We start from the raw sequence: 19,056 nt of genomic DNA on the forward strand, positions 1-19,056 counted from the left end.
CGGCGGAACAAAAGTCTTAAACGAAGCTTAGGACATTTGAACCAAAACGCGAAGTTTACCTAATTTTTTTTCGAATCTAAGTAACTAGCTATGTTGACATAATTGTCATTATGAATTAGCTGAGTCCTTTAGTGAGTGGATTATCAATAACATTGCAACTAAATTTAAGTGGGTGTTATAGCGAAGTTCGGTCGAGTGGGAAGGCTGGCTGAACTATGCAAGGAAGTGAGTTATGGGAACTATCAATGTTGGCTTACTCAGTGGAGTGAGCGGCGCGTTGGTTGTCGATGCAAAAGGGCAAATAAGACGGTTAGCAGAAGGAGAGACACTGCGTACCGGTGATGTTGTTGTGAGTGTCGATAATAGCAGTGGAAGTGAACCGACTATCAATGCTCGGTATTACGAAGACGAAACAGTTAATAGAGTCGTTGATACTGATGATGCCATCGCACAAGTAATAAGAGCTGTGGAGGAGGGCTTTGACCCTACGGCTGATTTAGGAGACGAATTTGATACCGCCAGTGGCGAACCTGACGGGTCAAGTTTAGTTAATAGCGGAACCATATCGCGAACAGCGGCTGAAGTACAAGCAACAACCCATTTTGAAACAGAAGGGCTTGAGAGTCAGGGGTTATCTGAAACTCAAAGTCTAGAGCTCTTTGACATTATTGCTTTTGCGTTGGTATCTGGAGTATCAGATGTTATTGAGTTTGAGGAAGATGTTCCGATCGAAACTGGGGGCAATCTAGTTACAGATGATCCTGAAGTAACCTTTGTCGCTGATGAAGGCGAAGGTGATAATGGCTACGGCGACTTTGTCATTAATGAAGACGGTACTTGGACCTTTGTTGCTAATAGTCCGTTTGATGAGTTGGCGGACGGTGAGCAGATACAAGATAGCTTTACTGTTGAAACATCAGATGGTACCGAAGAAGTTATAACAGTGACTATTATAGGCACTGATGATGCAGCAGTAGCCACAACCGGTTCTGGTAGCGTAACGGAAGATGTTGATGTTTCCCTTGAAGGTAACCTTCTGGAAACTTCCGGTCAAATCTCCATTTCAGATGTCGACAGCGATACGCCTACTTTTGAACCCAACGGAGCCTTTAATCCAGTCGGATCGACCAACGACAGTGCCCTGGGTTCACTTACTATTACTCCTGATGGAGCTTGGAGCTATGAGGTCAATAATGACTTAGTTCAATATCTGGATGACGATGAAAGCGTGGTCGAGGTGTATACCGTAACCGCGACAGACGGAACCACCAGTGAGGTGACCATTACCATTAATGGTGCGGATGATCCATCTGAAATCACCGTAGGTGAAGGTGATTCAGATACGGGTGAAGTGACTGAGGATGTCGATGTCTCATTAGACAACGAACTGACCACCTCTGGCACTTTAACTATCACTGATGTTGATACCAGTGACGACCCTGCCTTTGAACCGAACGGTACCTTTAACCCTGTTGGATCCACCAATGGTAGCGCACTCGGTATGCTGACCATTACGCCAGACGGTGTGTGGACCTACGTGGTGAATAATGACTTGGTTCAATATCTGGATGATGACGAAAGCGTGGTTGAGGTGTATACCGTCACCGCGACAGACGGAACCACCAGTGAGGTGACCATTACTATTAATGGTGCGGATGACCCATCTGAAATCACCGTGGGTGAGGGCGACTCAGAGTAGGTGAGGGCGACTCAGATATGGGTGAGGTGACTGAGGATGTGGATGTCTCATTAGACAACGAACTCACCACGTCTGGTACGCTCACCATCACGGATGTCGACAATGTCTCATTAGACAACGAACTGACTACTTCTGGTACGCTCACCATCACGGATGTCGACACCAGTGACGACCCTGCTTTTGAACCGAACGGAACCTTTAACCCTGTTGGGTCCACCAATGGCAGCGCGCTTGGCCCCTGTTGGTTCCACCAATGGCAGCGCGCTTGGCTCGTTGACCATCACACCAGACGGTGCGTGGACCTATGTGGTTAATAACGACCTAGTGCAATATCTGGATGACGATGAAAGCGTGGTTGAGGTGTACACCGTCACCGCGACAGACGGAACCACCAGTGAAGTGACCATTACCATTAATGGTGCCGATGACCCATCTGAAATCACTGTAGGTGAGGGCGACTCAGATATGGGCGAAGTCACTGAGGATGTGGATGTCTCATTAGACAACGAACTCACCACGTCAGGGACGCTCACTATCACGGATGTGGATACCAGTGATGATCCTGCCTTTGAGCCGAACGGAACCTTTAACCCTGTTGGCTCCACCAATGGTAGCGCACTCGGTATGCTGACCATTACGCCAGACGGTGCGTGGACCTACGTGGTGAATAATGACTTGGTTCAATATCTGGATGATGACGAAAGCGTGGTTGAGGTGTATACCGTCACCGCGACAGACGGAACCACCAGTGAGGTGACCATTACTATTAATGGTGCGGATGACCCATCTGAAATCACCGTGGGTGAGGGCGACTCAGATATGGGTGAAGTCACTGAGGATGTGGATGTGAGTCAAGACAACGAACTCACCGCTTCGGGCACCTTAACCATCACTGATGTCGATGCTAGTGACACTCCGGCTTTCTTGCCTAATGGGACTTTTAATTCTGTTGGTTCTACTTTGGCAATGGCTATGGGTATGCTAACCATAACCCCAGATGGTGCATGGACCTACACGCTCGATAATAGTGCGATTCAATATCTAAACGATGATGATACGATCATTGAGAACTACATTGTCACTTCAACAGATGGGGTGACTCATGAGATTCAAATAACCATCAATGGTGCCAATGATGCGCCTGTGGCTGAGAGTTTCGTTGTGGTTGATAACGATAATACCGTCATCCCAATCATATTCGACAGTGATAGCGAGGGTATTCCAGACTACATCTCTGATTTAGAGGATGACCATGACGATATTCCTCTCAACATCAGAATTGTCGATTTACCAAGCAATGGCACTTTGCTCTATACCGACGAGAATGGTGTTAGTCGAGAAGTTACACAAGAGGATATTGATAATGAAACCTTGTTTGTGCCTAACAACATCAGCTTCGTTGCCGGCCCAGGTGAAGAATTTGAGTTAGGGTACAGCGGGTCAGGTGATGACTTCCCTGAACTGGTCGATGGTTTCTACAACTGGGGTGAAGAGGTTTCCCCGACAGAGCGCTTGATCACTTTATCTAATGGGAAAACCATAACCATCTCCATTGAAGACAACAATGATAAGCCTTTGAAGCAGTACCAAGGCGAGCAACCACATGTTGGTTATGGTATCGGTGATACTGATGGTCAAGGCATGAATATGCAAGAGACCTTAATTGTTGATCTCAATGACAATCCGTTGGATACCGTCACATTTGGTTTAGACGGGATGGGCGGTGAATTCAACACTAATAGTAACGTCTATATTGAAGTCGTTTATACCTTCTTAGATGGAACCCAACACACGGAACAGTACCAAAAAGATGAGGGGGACGTAGGTAATGAACAAATCCTATATGAGTTCAGCTACTCTTCTCCAGCCAATCCGATCGTATCAATGGAGTTGTCATCGACCGGGGGCAACTGGGAGCTTCGTTACATCCAAGGTAATGAAGTTGTAACTGAAGATGCGACCTTCGATTATGTGGCCGTAGATTCAAACGGGGCGGAAAGTACGGTTGAAACTGTAACGCTCGATATCGAGGATCCACAGTCATATAACGTAATTAGTGCGGAGAATGATGAGGCGTTGGTTGCTGATTACGGCAATGACCTGCTAATTGGTAATGCCGAAGATAACATCTTTGCTTGGTTGGATGATGCATTAGATAACGGAACTGACGTTATCAAAGACTTCGAGTTGTACAGCAACGGATCGGGTGATCTGATTGATCTCAGCGATCTTCTAGAAGACCCGCAAGACGAAGATCAAATGGAAGCTCTACTAAGTATGATTGATGTGACTATCAACGGTGACGATGTCGAATTGAGTATACCACTTGAAAACGGCAGTGACGCTCAAACGATTGTTATTCAAGATGTCGCGCCTGAACTAGGAGTGTCTATTGATATTAATGATGACCTAGCGGTATTGGGCGAGCTGATTAAAAACGATGCAGCTTAGTCCTGTTCTTAGATCGCAAAACTCTAATACAAAACGTCCTTCGATTTCGTAGGGCGTTTTTTGCGTTTAATGCAGGCAAAAAAAAAGCCCAAACCAACTCGGTTTGGGCGGATACAAGTATAGGAGTTAATAAGGAAATTGCAGTGAGTAACAAGAGAGTGAAACAAGTCTGACGGCCAGAAAGACTTAAAAATGCGCTTCTTGTTACCCTTTTTATGACCCGCCAACTTCCAATCAGTTCCAAGAAAATTTGTTCTTTTTTTCTTATTTTCTAAAACGCAGGCAATTCAGGGTGTTATCAAACTATTTTTAAAACTGGTACGACCAATGGGTGAAAATGTGATGTTGCTTACTTGTTAAATAAATGTTCTATGGGTATATTTCAAACAGTTGTTTAATACGAGTGATTGAAATGGCACCAAGAAGTTCGACCAAAGAGAAGATACTGGATGTAGCAGAGGGATTGTTTGCTGAGCATGGCTTTAACGATACTTCGTTACGTACCATAACAAGTAAAGCAAATGTGAACCTAGCTTCGGTAAATTACCACTTCGGCGATAAAAAGACCTTGGTTCGAGCAGTGATCAATCGTTACCTAGAAGCGTTCATGCCTGCACTCCAAGATGCACTAGTGAACCTTAATTTGAACGAAACGTATACGATGAGTGATGTGTTTGAATCTTTGAGGTCGCCACTACGCTCGCTTAACGATGTGAGACCAGACGGCACGAGCCGCTTCATGTTGTTAATTGGACGTGGCTATACCGATGTTCAAGGCCACCTGCGTTGGTTCATTACTACACGTTACAGTGACGTTTTGGGGCTATTTACCAGCTCGGTAATGAAGGCCAATCCAGACCTCACTCAAGAACAGTTATTCTGGCGATTGCACTTCACCCTCGGGACATGTGTATTCACCATGGCGTCAAGCCAAGCACTGATGGAAATATCAGAAAATGATTATGGAAGAGAGGTTGATGCGAAAGCTGTTGTCGATATCTTGATTCCTTATTTAGCGGCAGGCATGTCAGCTAAAGAGTAAGAACAATAAGAAGCATAAATTCACACCAAAAATAGTGAACAAAAGGATCTGAACTATGAGCTCTCTAAGACAAAAATGGGTAAGTGACCCAGCTTTTAAACTCTTCAAAAAAGTCCTGCCGCCGCTTTCTAGCACTGAGAAAGAAGCGATGGAAGCCGGTAGTGTTTGGTGGGATGGAGAGCTTTTTTCTGGTAAGCCAGACTTCCAAAAACTGCATCAATATCCAAAACCGGAGCTGACAGCAGAAGAGAAGTCGTTCATGGACAACGAGCTTGAAACTCTTCTAGAGATGCTTGATGACCATAAGATCGTTAAAGAAGACCGTGACCTTCCAAAGGAAGTGTGGGATTTCTTACGAAAAGAGCGTTTCTTCTCACTTATTATCTCGAAAGAGTATGGTGGTCGAAACTTCTCGTCGCTTGCGAACTCAACAATCGTAACCAAGATCGCTACTCGAAGTATCAGTGCTGCAGTATCGGTAATGGTTCCAAACTCTCTTGGCCCGGGTGAGCTACTGTCTCACTATGGTACTCAAGAGCAAAAAGATTACTGGCTACCTCGTCTAGCTGACGGTACAGACATCCCATGTTTCGCTCTAACAGGCCCTGAAGCCGGTTCTGATGCAGGCGGCATCCCAGATGTTGGTACTGTGTGCATGGGCATGCACGAAGGCAAAGAGACGTTAGGTATTCGTCTTAACTGGAATAAGCGTTATATCACGCTAGCGCCGGTTGCTACCGTACTTGGTCTTGCATTCAAACTGCACGATCCAGAAAAGCTTCTAGGTGATAAAGAAGATATCGGTATTACATGTGCTCTTATCCCAGCTGATCACGAAGGTGTAGTGATTGGCGAGCGTCATGACCCACTCGGTCTTGCGTTCATGAACGGCCCGACACGTGGTCACGATGTATTTATCCCTATGGAGTGGTTAATCGGTGGTGCGGATTACGCAGGTAAAGGCTGGCGTATGCTGGTGGAGTGTCTGTCTGCAGGTCGTGGTATCTCGTTACCGGCTCTCGGTACAGCAATGGGCCACCTAACAGCGCGCACAACCGGTGCATACGCATACGTTCGTAAGCAGTTTGGTATGTCGATTGGTAAGTTTGAAGGTGTCGCAGAAAGCCTAGGTCGCATTGGTGGCTTAACTTATCTACTCGAAGCAACGCGTACACTGACCACGACTTCTCTCGACCTAAAAGAGAAACCGGGTATCGTAACCGCGATTGCCAAATACCACATGACGGAAATGGCGCGTACCATTTTGAACGACTCGATGGACATCCACTCTGGTCGTGCAATCCAAGACGGTCCGATGAACTATCTGGCTGCGCCGTACCTAGGTATTCCAGTTGCGATTACGGTGGAAGGGGCAAACATCCTGACACGTAACCTGATGATCTTCGGTCAAGGTGCAACGCGTTGTCACCCGTACGTACTTCGTGAAATGGAAGCAGCGGCTAACCCAGATGAGAAGCAAGGCGCGAAAGAGTTTGATGATCTGCTATTCAAACACATCTCTCATGCAACTAAGAACACGTTTGGTGCCTTTGGTGCTGCACTAACAGGCTCTAAGTTCATCAAAGCGGATATGAGCGGTCCAACGAAACCATACTACCAAGACTTAACTCGTCTAAGCCGTGCTCTTGCAGTGAGTGCTGACTTTGCAATGCTAACTCTGGGTGGTGAACTGAAACGTAAAGAGCTAATTTCTGCACGTCTAGGTGACGGTCTAAGTTACCTATACATGGCTTCTGCAGCGCTTAAGAAGTATGAAGATGAAGGTCGTCAACAAGCTGACCTAGATTACTTGCACTACGCAGTACAACACTGTTTCCACCACGCGGCTAAGTCGCTACAGGAAGCATACCGTAACTTCCCTAACAAGGTAGTGGGTAAGGTTCTGAAAGGGCTAATCTTCCCAGTGGGCAACCACTTCGAGAAGCCTAGCGATACGCTAACAGTGAAACTTGCTGAAAGTCTAATGACTCCAGGAGCGCACCGTGAGCGCCTAACGCACCTTTGCTACATTGGCCAAGATGAAGATGACAGCGTTGGTTTGATGGAGAACGCATTCATTGCGATGTACGATATCAAACCACTAGAGCGTAAGATCTTCAAAGCAGTGAAAGAAGGTAAGGTAGCACGTAAAGGCCTGTTGGCTGACCGACTAGAGCAAGCATTGGCTGCTGAAGTGTTAACACAAGCTGAAGTGGACCAAATCTTAGCAGCAGACAAACTGCGCTATGCTGCGATTCAAGTTGACCACTTTAGTCACGACTATAGTGAAACTTTGACGCGAAAAGAGCTGAAACCTAAGCTAAATAGCGTTGCTTGATAGAAATATCATCAAAAGGCACCTTTCGAGGTGCCTTTTTTGTATTTGTACGGCACACAACCAGAACTTTGCTAGAATTTTGAACAAATGTCTGCAAATACAACCCGAGTGCTCCAACCACTTGCATTTTAGCCACATTTTTGAAGAAATTAGATGCCATTTGTAGACGAAACTTTTATCCTAACAGGGATTTTTTAAGGAAGTTGAATATGATCATCAAACCTCGAATTCGCGGATTCATCTGTACTACAACACACCCAGTTGGTTGTGAAGCTAACGTAAAAGAACAAATCGCTTACACCAAAGCTCAAGGCCCAATTGCAAATGCACCAAAACGTGTACTTGTTGTGGGTTCTTCAAGTGGCTATGGCTTGTCTTCTCGTATCGCAGCTGCATTTGGTGGCGGCGCTTCAACTATCGGTGTTTTCTTCGAAAAAGCTGGTACTGAGAAAAAGCCGGGCACAGCTGGCTACTACAACTCAGCAGCATTCGACAAGCTAGCAAAAGAAGAAGGCCTATACTCGAAAAGCCTAAATGGTGATGCTTTCTCTAATGAAGCTAAGCAAAAGACAATCGACCTAATTAAAGAAGACCTAGGTCAAGTTGACATGGTGGTTTACTCTCTGGCTTCTCCAGTACGTAAAATGCCTGAGACTGGCGAAGTTGTTCGTTCTTCTCTAAAGCCTATCGGTGAGACTTACACTTCAACAGCCGTTGATACAAACAAAGATACGATCATCGAAGCAAGCGTTGAGCCTGCAACAGAAGAAGAGATCAAAGATACAGTAACAGTAATGGGCGGTGAAGACTGGGAACTTTGGATCAACGCTCTTTCTGAAGCTGGTGTTCTTGCTGACGGTTGTAAGACAGTTGCCTACAGCTACATCGGTACTGAGCTAACGTGGCCAATCTACTGGGATGGCGCGTTAGGTAAAGCGAAGATGGACCTAGACCGCGCTGCAGCGGCTCTTAACGAGAAATTAGGTCAAACTGGCGGTACTGCAAACGTTGCTGTGCTTAAGTCTGTAGTGACTCAAGCAAGTTCTGCAATTCCAGTAATGCCACTGTATATCGCAATGGTGTTCAAAAAGATGCGTGAAGAAGGCGTACACGAAGGTTGTATGGAACAGATCTTCCGCATGTTCAGCCAACGTCTATACAAAGAAGATGGCAGCGCAGCAGAAGTGGATGAGAAGAACCGTCTACGTCTAGATGACTGGGAACTTCGTGAAGATATCCAAGAACACTGTCGTAACCTATGGCCACAAATCACGACAGAAAACCTAAAAGAACTGACTGACTACGTAGAGTACAAAGAAGAGTTCTTGAAACTATTCGGTTTCGGCGTTGAAGGCGTAGACTACGATGCAGACGTTAACCCAGCTGTTGAGTTTGATGTAGCAGACATCTAATCTAATTAGCTAGGTCTAAATACTAAAAGGCGCTCATTGAGCGCCTTTTTTGATCTAGGGGCGGACGCGAGATACGAGTTTCGAGATGCGAAGAGATTAAAAGCAGATTCGGGGCGCGAGTGCCGAGATGCGAAGGAAGTTAAGAGCAGATTCGAGATGCGTGTGGCGAGATGAGAAAGGATATAGGAGCGGACGCGAGATACGAGTATCGAGATGCGAAGAGATTAAAAGCAGATTCGGGGCGCGAGTGCCGAGATGCGAAGGAAGTTAAGAGCAGATTCGAGATGCGTGTGGCGAGATGAGAAAGGATATAGGAGCGGACGCGAGATACGAGTATCGAGATGAGAAAAGATAGAAGGGCGGGCACGAGATACGAAGTGAACTATCAAAGTAAATGAAGAACATGAGTTGTAGATACGACAAGATTTGGAGCAATAAAAAATGCACTAACCCAAAGCTGAATTAGTGCATTAGAAAAGTCGGAGCGAATTTTATCGTTAGCTGACAATAATGATGAAAGTACCGGCTAGAGTCATCAATATGTTGGCTATCGCGTACGTACCGGCATAGCCCAGAGCAGGGATAGTTGAACGTGCGTGGTCATTTACGATGTCCATCGCGGGTGCACAGGTTCTTGCACCGATGATGGCACCAAACAGTAGTGCACGGTTCATCTTGAGGATATAAGCGCCCACGAGATAAGCGAAGATAACAGGCAGCACACTGACGATCAGAGCGATGCCTATGACTTGCGGGCCTACCTGAGTTAAGTGCTCAAATATCTTGCCACCGGCGCTAAGTCCAATACCGACCATAAAGAACATTAAACCTAGGTCTTTGACCATGTTCAGAGCACCCTGAGGTACATAACCAAAGGTAGGGTGGTTTGCTCGTAAGAAGCCCAGCATAATGCCTGAAAGCAGTAGGCCAACAGCATTACCCAGACCAAACGAAACTTGGCCGAATGTCATTGTAATTAGACCGAATAGAATCCCCAGAATAAAGAAGCTACAGAAAGCCATTAAGTCTGCCATTTGGCTGTGAATCGAGATGAAACCGATTTTCTCAGCTAGGCCATGAACACGGCTCTTCTCACCACTGACTTGCAGAACGTCACCTTTCGCTAAAACGATGTTCAAATCCATCGGCATTTCGATTTGAGCACGCACTACACGGTTCAAGAAACAGCCATATTCAGACAGGTTGAGGTCTGAAAGGCGTTTACCCGCGATACTGTCACTTTTTACGACGATCTCTTCTTCTACGATACGAAGGTCAAGAAGGTTACGGTCGAATACCTCTTTACCGTTTCTAAAGCTAGGATCAAGACGAGCATGGCTATCTGGGAAGCCCACTAGCGCGATCTCATCACCTTCTTGCAGAATTGCATCACCATCTGGGTGGGCAAGAATGCCGTTACGACGGATACGTTCAATGTAACAACCTGTTTGACGGTAGATACCAAGCTCACGCAGGTTCTTGCCGTCTGTCCAGTCAATGAGCTCTTGTCCTACGCGGTATGCACGAATGATTGGCAGGTAAACTTTACGCTGACCAGATGCACCTAAACCACGCTCTTGAGCTATCTGCTCCGCAGAGTCATGCAGGTTGACCTTTTGCAGTTTTGGAATTAAACGTGCGAACATGATCATACTGATCAAGCCGACTAAGTATGCCATCGCATAGCCAACCGACAGGTTTTCAATAACTAGGGCAATGTCCATGTTGCGTGGCACTTCTGCGAGTCCAGAGTTGAGGGCATCTTGTGCGCCTACAAGAATTGGCGTTGCCGTGAGTGCACCAGCCATCATACCTGCTGATAAGCCGAACCCTAGCCCCAAGTATTCACTACAGAAGTAGGTGAGGGCGATAGCCGTGGAGAGTACAACCAAGCTCAAAATGAGGTAGTGTTTACCATCTCTAAAGAAGATACCAAAGAAGTTTGGTCCAGCCTCAATACCAACACAGTAGATAAACAGCATGAAGCCGATGGTTAGCGCTTCTGCATTGAATGAGAAGCCAAGGTGACCCATTACTAATGAGGTGATTAAGACACCAATAGAGTTACCTAATTGAAGATTTCCAAAGCGGATTTTACCAATGGCAAGGCCAATCGCTAATACGACAAAGATGAGAAGAATAGGGTTTTGCTCAAGCAAAAGTACAACGTCGATATTCACAGCAGCAGCTCAGTATAAGGCGTGAAAGATAAGATAGTGTAGAGATGTGAATTGTATCTAATTATAGATAAATTATAAGCGCTAATTTGCTATTTTACTTGATTTTAACGTGATTCATTTTTGTTCTAGGTATTAAAAAAGCTCACGTGAATCACGTGAGCTTTAGAAAAGGGCTTCTTCAATGATTTGATAGGCTTTGCGTCAGGCTTAACCTATTTTAATCAACGCTTTCGATTAATCGAAAAGACCTAGGTTTGCTTTTGCGTATGCTTCGAAGTCATCACAGCCACCGATGTGCTCTTGGTCTACGAAGATTTGAGGAACAGTCTCAACTGGCTTACCTACAGTTTTCTCTAGGTCAGCTTTGCTGATGCCTTCCGCGTGAATGTCAACATAACGATAGTTGAAGTCATCGCGCTTAGCTTTAAGAGTCTCAGCGTGCTCTTTAGCACGAACACAGAATGGACAAGCAGGGCGACCAAAGATTACTACAAACATTTCATTTCTCCTAAATACGGGATGAAGCTCGTTAACCCAAATATGTTAACTATTCTTAAAGGGATACGACTCAAAATTCTTAAAACCAACTATGCCTCAATGCTATGGGGAAATAAAGATGGAATTGCCTGTTAATGCGATAGGTTTTACCTATCAGCTTAAATAATATTCACCAACACCTCCGCTTCCCTCTAATGCCCTCGCTAGACGCAAGGAGATAGGGTACAGAATGTGAATCAGCACTAATAATCTGACTTTGAGGCGTTTTTAATGCGACAAGTTGCACCGAGTCAAAAAAAATCGATTCAGTTACGGGCATCTTGTAGTTAGATAAATCATATAGCATTCAAATAAACAGATAACCGCATAGAAGTTTTAGCAAACCACAATAACAAAGAGTTCGTAGTATTGTTTGGTCATAGGCGCAGGAGGCACCATGTTTCAATTTATGACATCTACAAAGATCATCTTTGGTGAAGGAGCATTACCGTCTTCACTGTCTCAGTTTAATCAGTATGGCTACAGTGTGTTACTGGTGACTGGGAGTAACCTAGACAGAACCACGATTGTTACCGAATATCTCGACGCACAGAGTATGCGTTACCAGCACATCGCCGTGTCGGGTGAGCCGAATATAACCATGGTCGAGGAGGCCGCTACTTCTGCACGCCGCTTTAAGCCCGATATGGTGATTGCTATGGGCGGTGGCAGTGCAATTGATATGGGGAAAGCGTTGGCGGCGATTTTGCCCAATCAGGGCAATGTGTATGACTATGTAGAAGTCGTTGGACGCAATGTGCCTTTGAAGACCAAGCCATTACCTTTCATTGCGATCCCAACCACGGCAAGTACGGGGGCTGAAGTCACCAAAAATGCAGTACTAAAGTCTGGACAAGATCAGGTCAAAATCAGTTTACGCAGTCCTGATATGCTTGCAGACGTGGCTATTGTCGACCCAACACTTACTTATGGTACGAGTTTGTATCTGTCTGGCCGCGGGGCAATGGATGCCTTCACTCACTTAATGGAAGCCTATGTTTGTGGCGATCCAAATCCACTCACCGATATGATTTGTGAAGAAGGGCTAAGAAAGTTGAGTGGGTCGGTGGTTAAAGCGTGTGTAGAAGACCAACCCCAAGCTCGCGCTGATCTGGCGTTTGCGTCGATGCTAGGTGGCATGGCAATTACTAATGCTAAATTGGGAGCGGCACATGGCTTGGCATCGGCATTGGGGGGAAAGATACATGCTCCACACAGCATCATTACTGGTCGTTTAGCGCCGTTGGTGATGCTAGAGAATATTGAGGTCGCTAGAGAGCAGGGGCGCGACGATATCTTAGCTCGCTATCAACGTATTGCTGCAATCGTAACGGGCGATGAGAACGCAATTGAGGAGCAGTCAGTCAGTTGGCTTTCAGAGTTACTCGAGACACTTGAAATACCGAGCCTTCTTCACTTTGGTGTGTGCAAAACGCCGTTTGAAGAGGTTGCTGAGGATGCAATGAAGTCGGTAGCGATCAAGGGAAATCCACTGCCACTTAATAAGGCGCGATTGGTACACATCTTAGAGAAGGTTTGTCGCGACTGCAGTTGTGATTCTTCACAGCTACAGCATAAGAGCTACCGTGAAAGCGGAACGGAATCGAGTTTTACGATTATTAACTCTTTAGCTTCGGAAAACAGCGTCGTCGAAAAGGGCAATAGCTGGACGATATAAAAATTAATAAGTTTGATAAAACAAAAACGGAGCCATGAGGCTCCGTTTTTTAATATGTCTACATTCAGTTTAGAACTGAGAGTATTTTTCGTAGCGTGAATCACGCAGTGACTCTTTAACACGTTTTAGGTTTTCGCGGAAACCAGTGCCACGACGCAGCGTGAAGCCTGTCGCCAGGACATCGATAACTGTCATCTGAACCACACGACTTGCCATTGGCATGTAAACGTCAGTGTCCTCAGGCACGTCCAATGAAATAGACAGTGAGCTTGCCTTATCCAGTGGAGAGTCTTTAGCCGTGATGGCGATAACTGTTGCGCCATTTTCGCGAGCTAGGTTCGCAATTTCAACTTGGCTCTTAGTACGGCCAGTGTGTGAAATCAGAACGATAACGTCGTTGTCGCTACAGTTAATGCAGCTCATACGTTGCATCACGATGTCTTCAAAACAGGTGATTGGGATATTGAAACGGATGAACTTGTTTTGAGCATCTCTTGCAACAGACGAAGACGCGCCCAAACCAAAGAAAGAGATGCGCTTAGCTTGCGTTAGCAGGTCAACCGCACGGTTTACTTGCATTGAATCTAGGCTATTTTTAGCCACATCTAAACACGCCATTGTTGATTCGAAAATCTTATGCGTGTAAGCATCTGGGCCATCATCTTCTTCAACGTTACGGTTCACATAAGGAGTTCCGTTTGCCAAGCTCTGAGCTAGGTGCAATTTGAAGTCAGGAAAGCCTTTCGTATCTAAACGACGACAGAAGCGGTTAACAGTAGGCTCACTCACATCGGCCATTTTTGCCAATGTAGCGATACTAGAATGAATAGCAGTTTGAGGGGAAGCCATAATGACTTCGGCGACTTTACGCTCAGACTTGCTGAAATTTTCCAGGTTTTTTTGTATTTTTTCTAATGTATTCATAGTGTTCACGAGGGTATAGAGAACAACTTGCTAGTTAATATCCGCTGACCAGGGGAGTGGCTGAAACAAATAGCAGTGAAGAGTTATCAAGCAAAAACAAGCTACAACGATAATGCTCTTTAGTACTGCCGTTTCAAATAGATATACTTTTAACTAGCACCATAGGATAAGTATAAACCTAACACACTATTTACTAATACAAAAACACGGGATGAATGCTTCAGAATATGACAAACCTCAACAAAATTTTAGAAAACTACAAAACTGGAAGAGGATCTGAGTAAAAAAAGTGCAAATAGGCGTGGAAATGACGTGTTAGTTACATCAAAAAGAAATAAATTTTCAATCTGATGCAACTAAATTTGAATAACTATGAGTGAATCTTACTGACTAGCGTTGTGATCTTACCCATTAGGTTCGGAGCTAGCTTAGCGATTTCGCGCTGCTCCTCTAATACTGAGGTTAGGATCTCATTACCCGTTAGCGGGTTGGCAAGAACTACACGGAACACGATGATGTGTTGGTGTGACCACGCTTCAGGGTTAAGACGCGTACGAGACACAAAAGACTTACCCGTTTCACGCTGTTTCTTCTGAATGAACTTCGTCAATTCGTTGAGCAGTTCGTTAAGTTCTGTACGGTCAGCGTCATCAGCTTTTTCGAGAGCTAGTTTAACGCTTTCAGGCACATAACGGTAAGTCAGAAGGCACAATTCAGGCTCAGAAACGAGCTCGAAATCACTTTGTTGTTTAATAAGGTCGGCAAAATAGCGTGCTTTATTAATGCTTTGGTCGATCAGTAGCTCGTAACCTGGACGACTAATGATGTGCATGGCTGCGTACACAAGCATCGCCATACCAGAGCGAGAGCCTTCTAAAGTATGGCTTCCTAGGTCTTTTGAACCTTTACGTAGAATGTACTGCGCGTGGTGTTCAATGGCTGTCATAGCGTCAGGCTTCTTGAATAGCACCATACCCGCACCCATAGGGATGTAGAGCTGTTTATGCGCATCAATCGTCACTGAGTCTGCCAGTTCAATACCATCTAACAGATGACGATGGTTGTTCGACATAAGCGTTGCACCACCCCAAGCAGCATCTACATGGAAGTGACACGCTTCTTCGGCACAAATTTCAGCCATTTTCTTTAGTGGGTCAATGTTGCCGGTTTCTGTTGTACCCGCAACACCGATTACTGCAAACGGCTTGATGTTTTTACTTTTTAGCTCAGTGATCTTACGCTTCAGATCTTCGGTACAAATTTTGTTGTCGTTATTAGTTTTAACCGACACAAGACCTTCTTGACCGATACCCAGTACGTCCGCAGCTTTTTTCAGAGAGTAGTGACCACGTTCAGAAACCAAAATCGCTAAGCCTTCATAGCCGTAGTGCTTCATAGCCTTGAACAGGCCTTCTTTCTCAACGCCCTTAAACTCGCCTTGTGCCTTAAGTGCATTGTTACGTGCAACCCAAAGTGCGGTGATATTAGCAATCGTCCCGCCTGAGCAGAAAGCGCCCAACGAATGGTTAGCACTGTGCATCCAGCGAGAGTAGAAGGTGTCGTCTTGCTGATAGATAAGGCGGTGCAACATCCCCAACACTTGACGCTCAAGTGGTGTGAATGCTTTTGAAGTTTCGATCTTCACTAAGTTCTGGTTGAGCGCAATCATGATCTTTGACAGCGGCATCAAGAAGTACGGCAGAGCCGACGTCATATGACCAATAAAGCTTGGCGCTGATGTGTGAACTGAGTGAGAAACAAGTGAATCGAGTAGATGCTCGGTATGTTCAGAAACAAACTCTGGCTGCTCTGGGATATGAGCATTAGAAAAATCCTTCTCAATCTCACGAAGCGGCTTCTCTTCAGCCACGATGTGCTCTCGTAGAAATTGATTTAGGTTTTGTGACAGTTTGTCTTCGATTTGTGTAAGTGTTGAGTCTGGACCTTCTGGTACCGTGAAGATACGCAGTAGGCTGTCAAAGCTTACATCTGCTGTTTTTTGTTCCGTAACCATAGCAAGCGAGTTATTTTTCTAATATTGACGCGAGCGGGACAATCTAAACGAAAACGGGCACAAAGTCCCGTCTTAATTATGAAATCCCACTTCCCATAAACGTAACTTTCTAGAAGAAGTCACGTTTATGTCGCTATTTACACTGAGTATTTTCTACTTTAGCGATAGATTGGTTGTAACGCTGAAGGGCAGTATCGATCTGTTTCGGGTGGCTTAACAGCTCTGCAAATGCAGAACGTAGCTCGTAGTTTTGAGCGTGTGGCTTAGACTGACGATCATCGAAGGTTGTCTTTGCGATTTTGCCTAGCTCATCATCACGTTGTGACAGTGCTTTGATGTCATGTTGCTCCAGCTTCAGCCAACCTTCAACAGATCGTTCCGTAGCGACTTTGCTTGAATCGTTAACTAGGTAGTAGCGAACAGCAGCACGGTTTAATTCAAAGTGGTGCTTACGGCCTTCAAGGAACCACTGACTCACTTCTTTAAGCTCTGGGTATTGAGCTGAAGTTAGATCAGCAAGATCTGAGTACCAGTTTAGAGATGCGTCGATGTACGCATCGTATTTTTCAGCAAGACATTGTTGGTTTCCAGTTAAGCTCTCTGCTGCAAAAGAGAAAGTAGAAGTTGATGCTAGCAGTAGTGCGACACAAAGGCGTTTCATAGTGGTTCCTTTTTGGGTTTATTCTTTTTAGAACTAATTTTTATGTAGAACTATGTCTTCACAGATTACCGTGGTTAGTATTTGTTGAGCAACGACACTTAATGTCTTTTTATTTCGGTAACTGTTTCAGTATCTTGGGCAATTTCAGTGTATCGAGTACAGAGACACCGACGCATTCTAATGGAAAATAGGGCCCATTCCTGCGATCTAGTTAGCAAGAGATACAAAGAATAGCATCAATACCGGCACTAACAGGCTCAAAATGAAGCCACTGACAATCGCAATAGGTACACAACGTACACCGCCTGTTGTCTGTATCACGGGAAGGGTGAAGTCCATCGCTGTCGCGCCCGCGTACCCAATAGAAGTACAAGGGTAGCTTCGTATCAACATCGGAATCACGACCAGAGCGACTAATTCACGTAGTAACTCCAACATAAAAGAGGCGCCGCCATAAACGGGACCAAAGGCGTCCCCCATTAAAATTCCGGCAAGTGAATACCAACCAAAGCCAGATGACATTGCTAAAGCACGAAACAGCGGGATATCTAGCAGGTAGGCAGCAATCACCCCGCCTAGCATGGAGGTGACGATAATAGTGGCGGCAATCACCATACCATGTTTGTTCAAGAGAATTTGGCGTAGTGTTAGGCCACTGTTTCGAAGTTGAATACCAATGAAGAACAGCAGTGCGAACAGAATCCACTCACTGGCTGTATCCACCCAGCTCAAACCAATTGGCAGTAGCAGACCGACAATAAGACCAGTACCAACCACTAGAATCAATTTAGCAGATTCGAGCGCCATGGAAGAGAGTGGCAGTTTCTTCTGACTACTGTCTGTTTGAAGTGGAAGGGCCTTATCAATTAAAGGCAACGCCAGCAGATTGCACGCGCTTAGGCAGACGAAGAATGTTGCAGTGTAGAGCAAAATCGTTTGTAGGTTGCTACCTAGGTTGTCGAGTGCGGCGAGGCTTAATCCCATTAAACCAAGAATGACGTATATCAGAGAAGACGTAGCACGATTAATCGTATCCAGTGTCTTTTCATTAGAAATAGAAAATAGGTACCCCACCACAAGCGGGGCAAAAATGAAGATCATCCCTGTAAACATGATTCCCTCGATGCTGGTTTAGCGGTCTATTGCCTTATAAACCGCTCGCATTGATAACGTCGTTAAGCTGTCCGTGGAACTCATTGTCATTTAAGTTGCTGAGTTGATAGAGAACTTCAGCTCCTGTGACGTTAAGTTCGACTTGGTGAGAGTCGATGTTTTCATCATTGTTTCTAAACATCAAGAGATGATTAGCAATTCGTGCAATATCGAGGTAAGAAACGTCTTTCTCACTGTTTATAGAGGACTTATTCGAGGAGACATCAATAAAATCACTATCAAATCCCCACTGTTTCAAGACCAATTGACTGGTAGCTGAACATTGGGTCTGGAAGATTTGCAAGGCGATGTCTTGGTCGAGGTAATTACCTCTCTCTAAGTAGTTGTGATACTCGCTAACTAAACAGAACAGACCGATATCAGCAAGTAAGCCGACTAATAGGGCTTTTTCTTGCTCTAGGTAGCTATATTCTTGCGGCTCGTACTCTTTAAACTGGTTTGTAACCAACACCATAGTTGCGCCAAGCTCTTTTGAAATCGACGCACTTTGTCTTAGCAACTGATTACAATCTTGGCTTAGATTGACGCTGTGTTTGAGTTGTTCAATCGCTTGTGCGGTCACAATGTCGCGAACGCGCAGAATCCCGAGACGAGAAACGGCAGTCATGATATCGACACAGGTGATGTTGCGGCGGTTGAACACTACGGAATTGGCAACACGAATCACTATGGCTGTTAACCCTGGATCCTCGAGCAAACATTTTGCTACATCGGCGATTCCTGTTGATTCGAGGGTACAAAGTTTCTGAATTTTCAAAACCACATCTGGGATGGGAGGTAAGTTGATTTTACCAGAGGCAATAGAGCTACTAACCAGTTGTGCGAACTCAGTTTCAAGTCCTTTGAGTAGAAGTGCTTTGTTCTCAGGAAGCCAATAGAAGGATAAATGATTCATATAGAGAGAGTAAATTGTAAGACGGTTCCAGTTTACAAGCCGCAATGCTGCC

General features: G+C 45.2%; 11 protein-coding genes and 1 pseudogene. 5 read left to right on the forward strand and 7 right to left on the reverse strand.

From position 1 onward, the window contains the following. Nucleotides 1-349 precede the first annotated feature (349 nt). The 4 genes and pseudogenes from VFDL14_RS25075 (at nt 350) to fabV (ending at nt 8,942) form a co-directional block, all read left to right on the forward strand. Nucleotides 350-4,150, forward strand: a pseudogene (locus tag VFDL14_RS25075) (VCBS domain-containing protein). A 412-nt stretch (nt 4,151-4,562) separates the two neighbouring features. Then, nucleotides 4,563-5,192 (forward strand): TetR/AcrR family transcriptional regulator, encoded by a 630-nt coding sequence (locus tag VFDL14_RS22395; RefSeq protein ID WP_032548700.1) that lies wholly within the window; start codon nt 4,563-4,565, stop codon nt 5,190-5,192. 55 nt (nt 5,193-5,247) lie between these two features. Then, nucleotides 5,248-7,530: an acyl-CoA dehydrogenase gene (locus VFDL14_RS22390; RefSeq protein ID WP_032548702.1), complete on the forward strand. Its 2,283-nt coding sequence runs from the start codon at nt 5,248-5,250 to the stop codon at nt 7,528-7,530. A 209-nt stretch (nt 7,531-7,739) separates the two neighbouring features. Next, nucleotides 7,740-8,942, forward strand: a complete 1,203-nt coding sequence (fabV, locus tag VFDL14_RS22385; protein WP_032548703.1) for an enoyl-ACP reductase FabV — start codon at nt 7,740-7,742, stop codon at nt 8,940-8,942. 497 nt (nt 8,943-9,439) lie between these two features. Here the strand turns inward: fabV and VFDL14_RS22380 are convergent, their stop codons facing one another. Together VFDL14_RS22380 and VFDL14_RS22375 are read right to left on the reverse strand one after the other, a co-directional pair. Continuing rightward, nucleotides 9,440-11,122, reverse strand: coding sequence for an aspartate:alanine antiporter (locus tag VFDL14_RS22380; RefSeq protein WP_032548705.1), 1,683 nt, complete (start codon nt 11,120-11,122; stop codon nt 9,440-9,442). A gap of 234 nt (nt 11,123-11,356) precedes the next feature. Beyond that, nucleotides 11,357-11,620, reverse strand: coding sequence for a GrxA family glutaredoxin (locus VFDL14_RS22375; protein WP_032548707.1), 264 nt, complete (start codon nt 11,618-11,620; stop codon nt 11,357-11,359). A gap of 436 nt (nt 11,621-12,056) precedes the next feature. Here VFDL14_RS22375 and VFDL14_RS22370 point away from each other — a divergent pair, with 436 nt between their 5' ends. Continuing rightward, a complete protein-coding gene (locus tag VFDL14_RS22370) occupies nt 12,057-13,337 on the forward strand; it encodes an iron-containing alcohol dehydrogenase (RefSeq protein WP_032548709.1) in 1,281 nt (426 codons plus the stop codon). 69 nt (nt 13,338-13,406) lie between these two features. On the opposite strand, the gene VFDL14_RS22365 is transcribed toward VFDL14_RS22370, so the two are convergent. From VFDL14_RS22365 to VFDL14_RS22345, 5 genes are all read right to left on the reverse strand, one after another. Next, nucleotides 13,407-14,261, reverse strand: coding sequence for a MurR/RpiR family transcriptional regulator (locus tag VFDL14_RS22365; protein WP_032548710.1), 855 nt, complete (start codon nt 14,259-14,261; stop codon nt 13,407-13,409). Between the two features lie 370 nt (nt 14,262-14,631). Beyond that, complete coding sequence (gene panP / locus VFDL14_RS22360) at nt 14,632-16,275, reverse strand: pyridoxal-dependent aspartate 1-decarboxylase PanP (RefSeq protein WP_032548711.1); 1,644 nt, start codon at nt 16,273-16,275, stop codon at nt 14,632-14,634. Between the two features lie 133 nt (nt 16,276-16,408). Continuing rightward, nucleotides 16,409-16,936 carry a hypothetical protein gene (locus VFDL14_RS22355; protein ID WP_032548712.1) on the reverse strand — a complete coding sequence of 176 codons (528 nt, stop codon included), beginning with the start codon at nt 16,934-16,936 and terminating at the stop codon, nt 16,409-16,411. 207 nt (nt 16,937-17,143) lie between these two features. Further along, nucleotides 17,144-18,049 (reverse strand): lysine exporter LysO family protein, encoded by a 906-nt coding sequence (locus VFDL14_RS22350; protein WP_032548713.1) that lies wholly within the window; start codon nt 18,047-18,049, stop codon nt 17,144-17,146. Nucleotides 18,050-18,083: 34 nt separating this feature from the next. Next, a complete protein-coding gene (locus VFDL14_RS22345; RefSeq protein WP_032548715.1) occupies nt 18,084-19,004 on the reverse strand; it encodes an HDOD domain-containing protein in 921 nt (306 codons plus the stop codon). Nucleotides 19,005-19,056: the final 52 nt, after the last annotated feature.

This window comes from Vibrio fortis, assembly GCF_000695685.1.
In the GTDB taxonomy this organism is placed as follows: Bacteria; Pseudomonadota; Gammaproteobacteria; order Enterobacterales; family Vibrionaceae; genus Vibrio; species Vibrio fortis_A.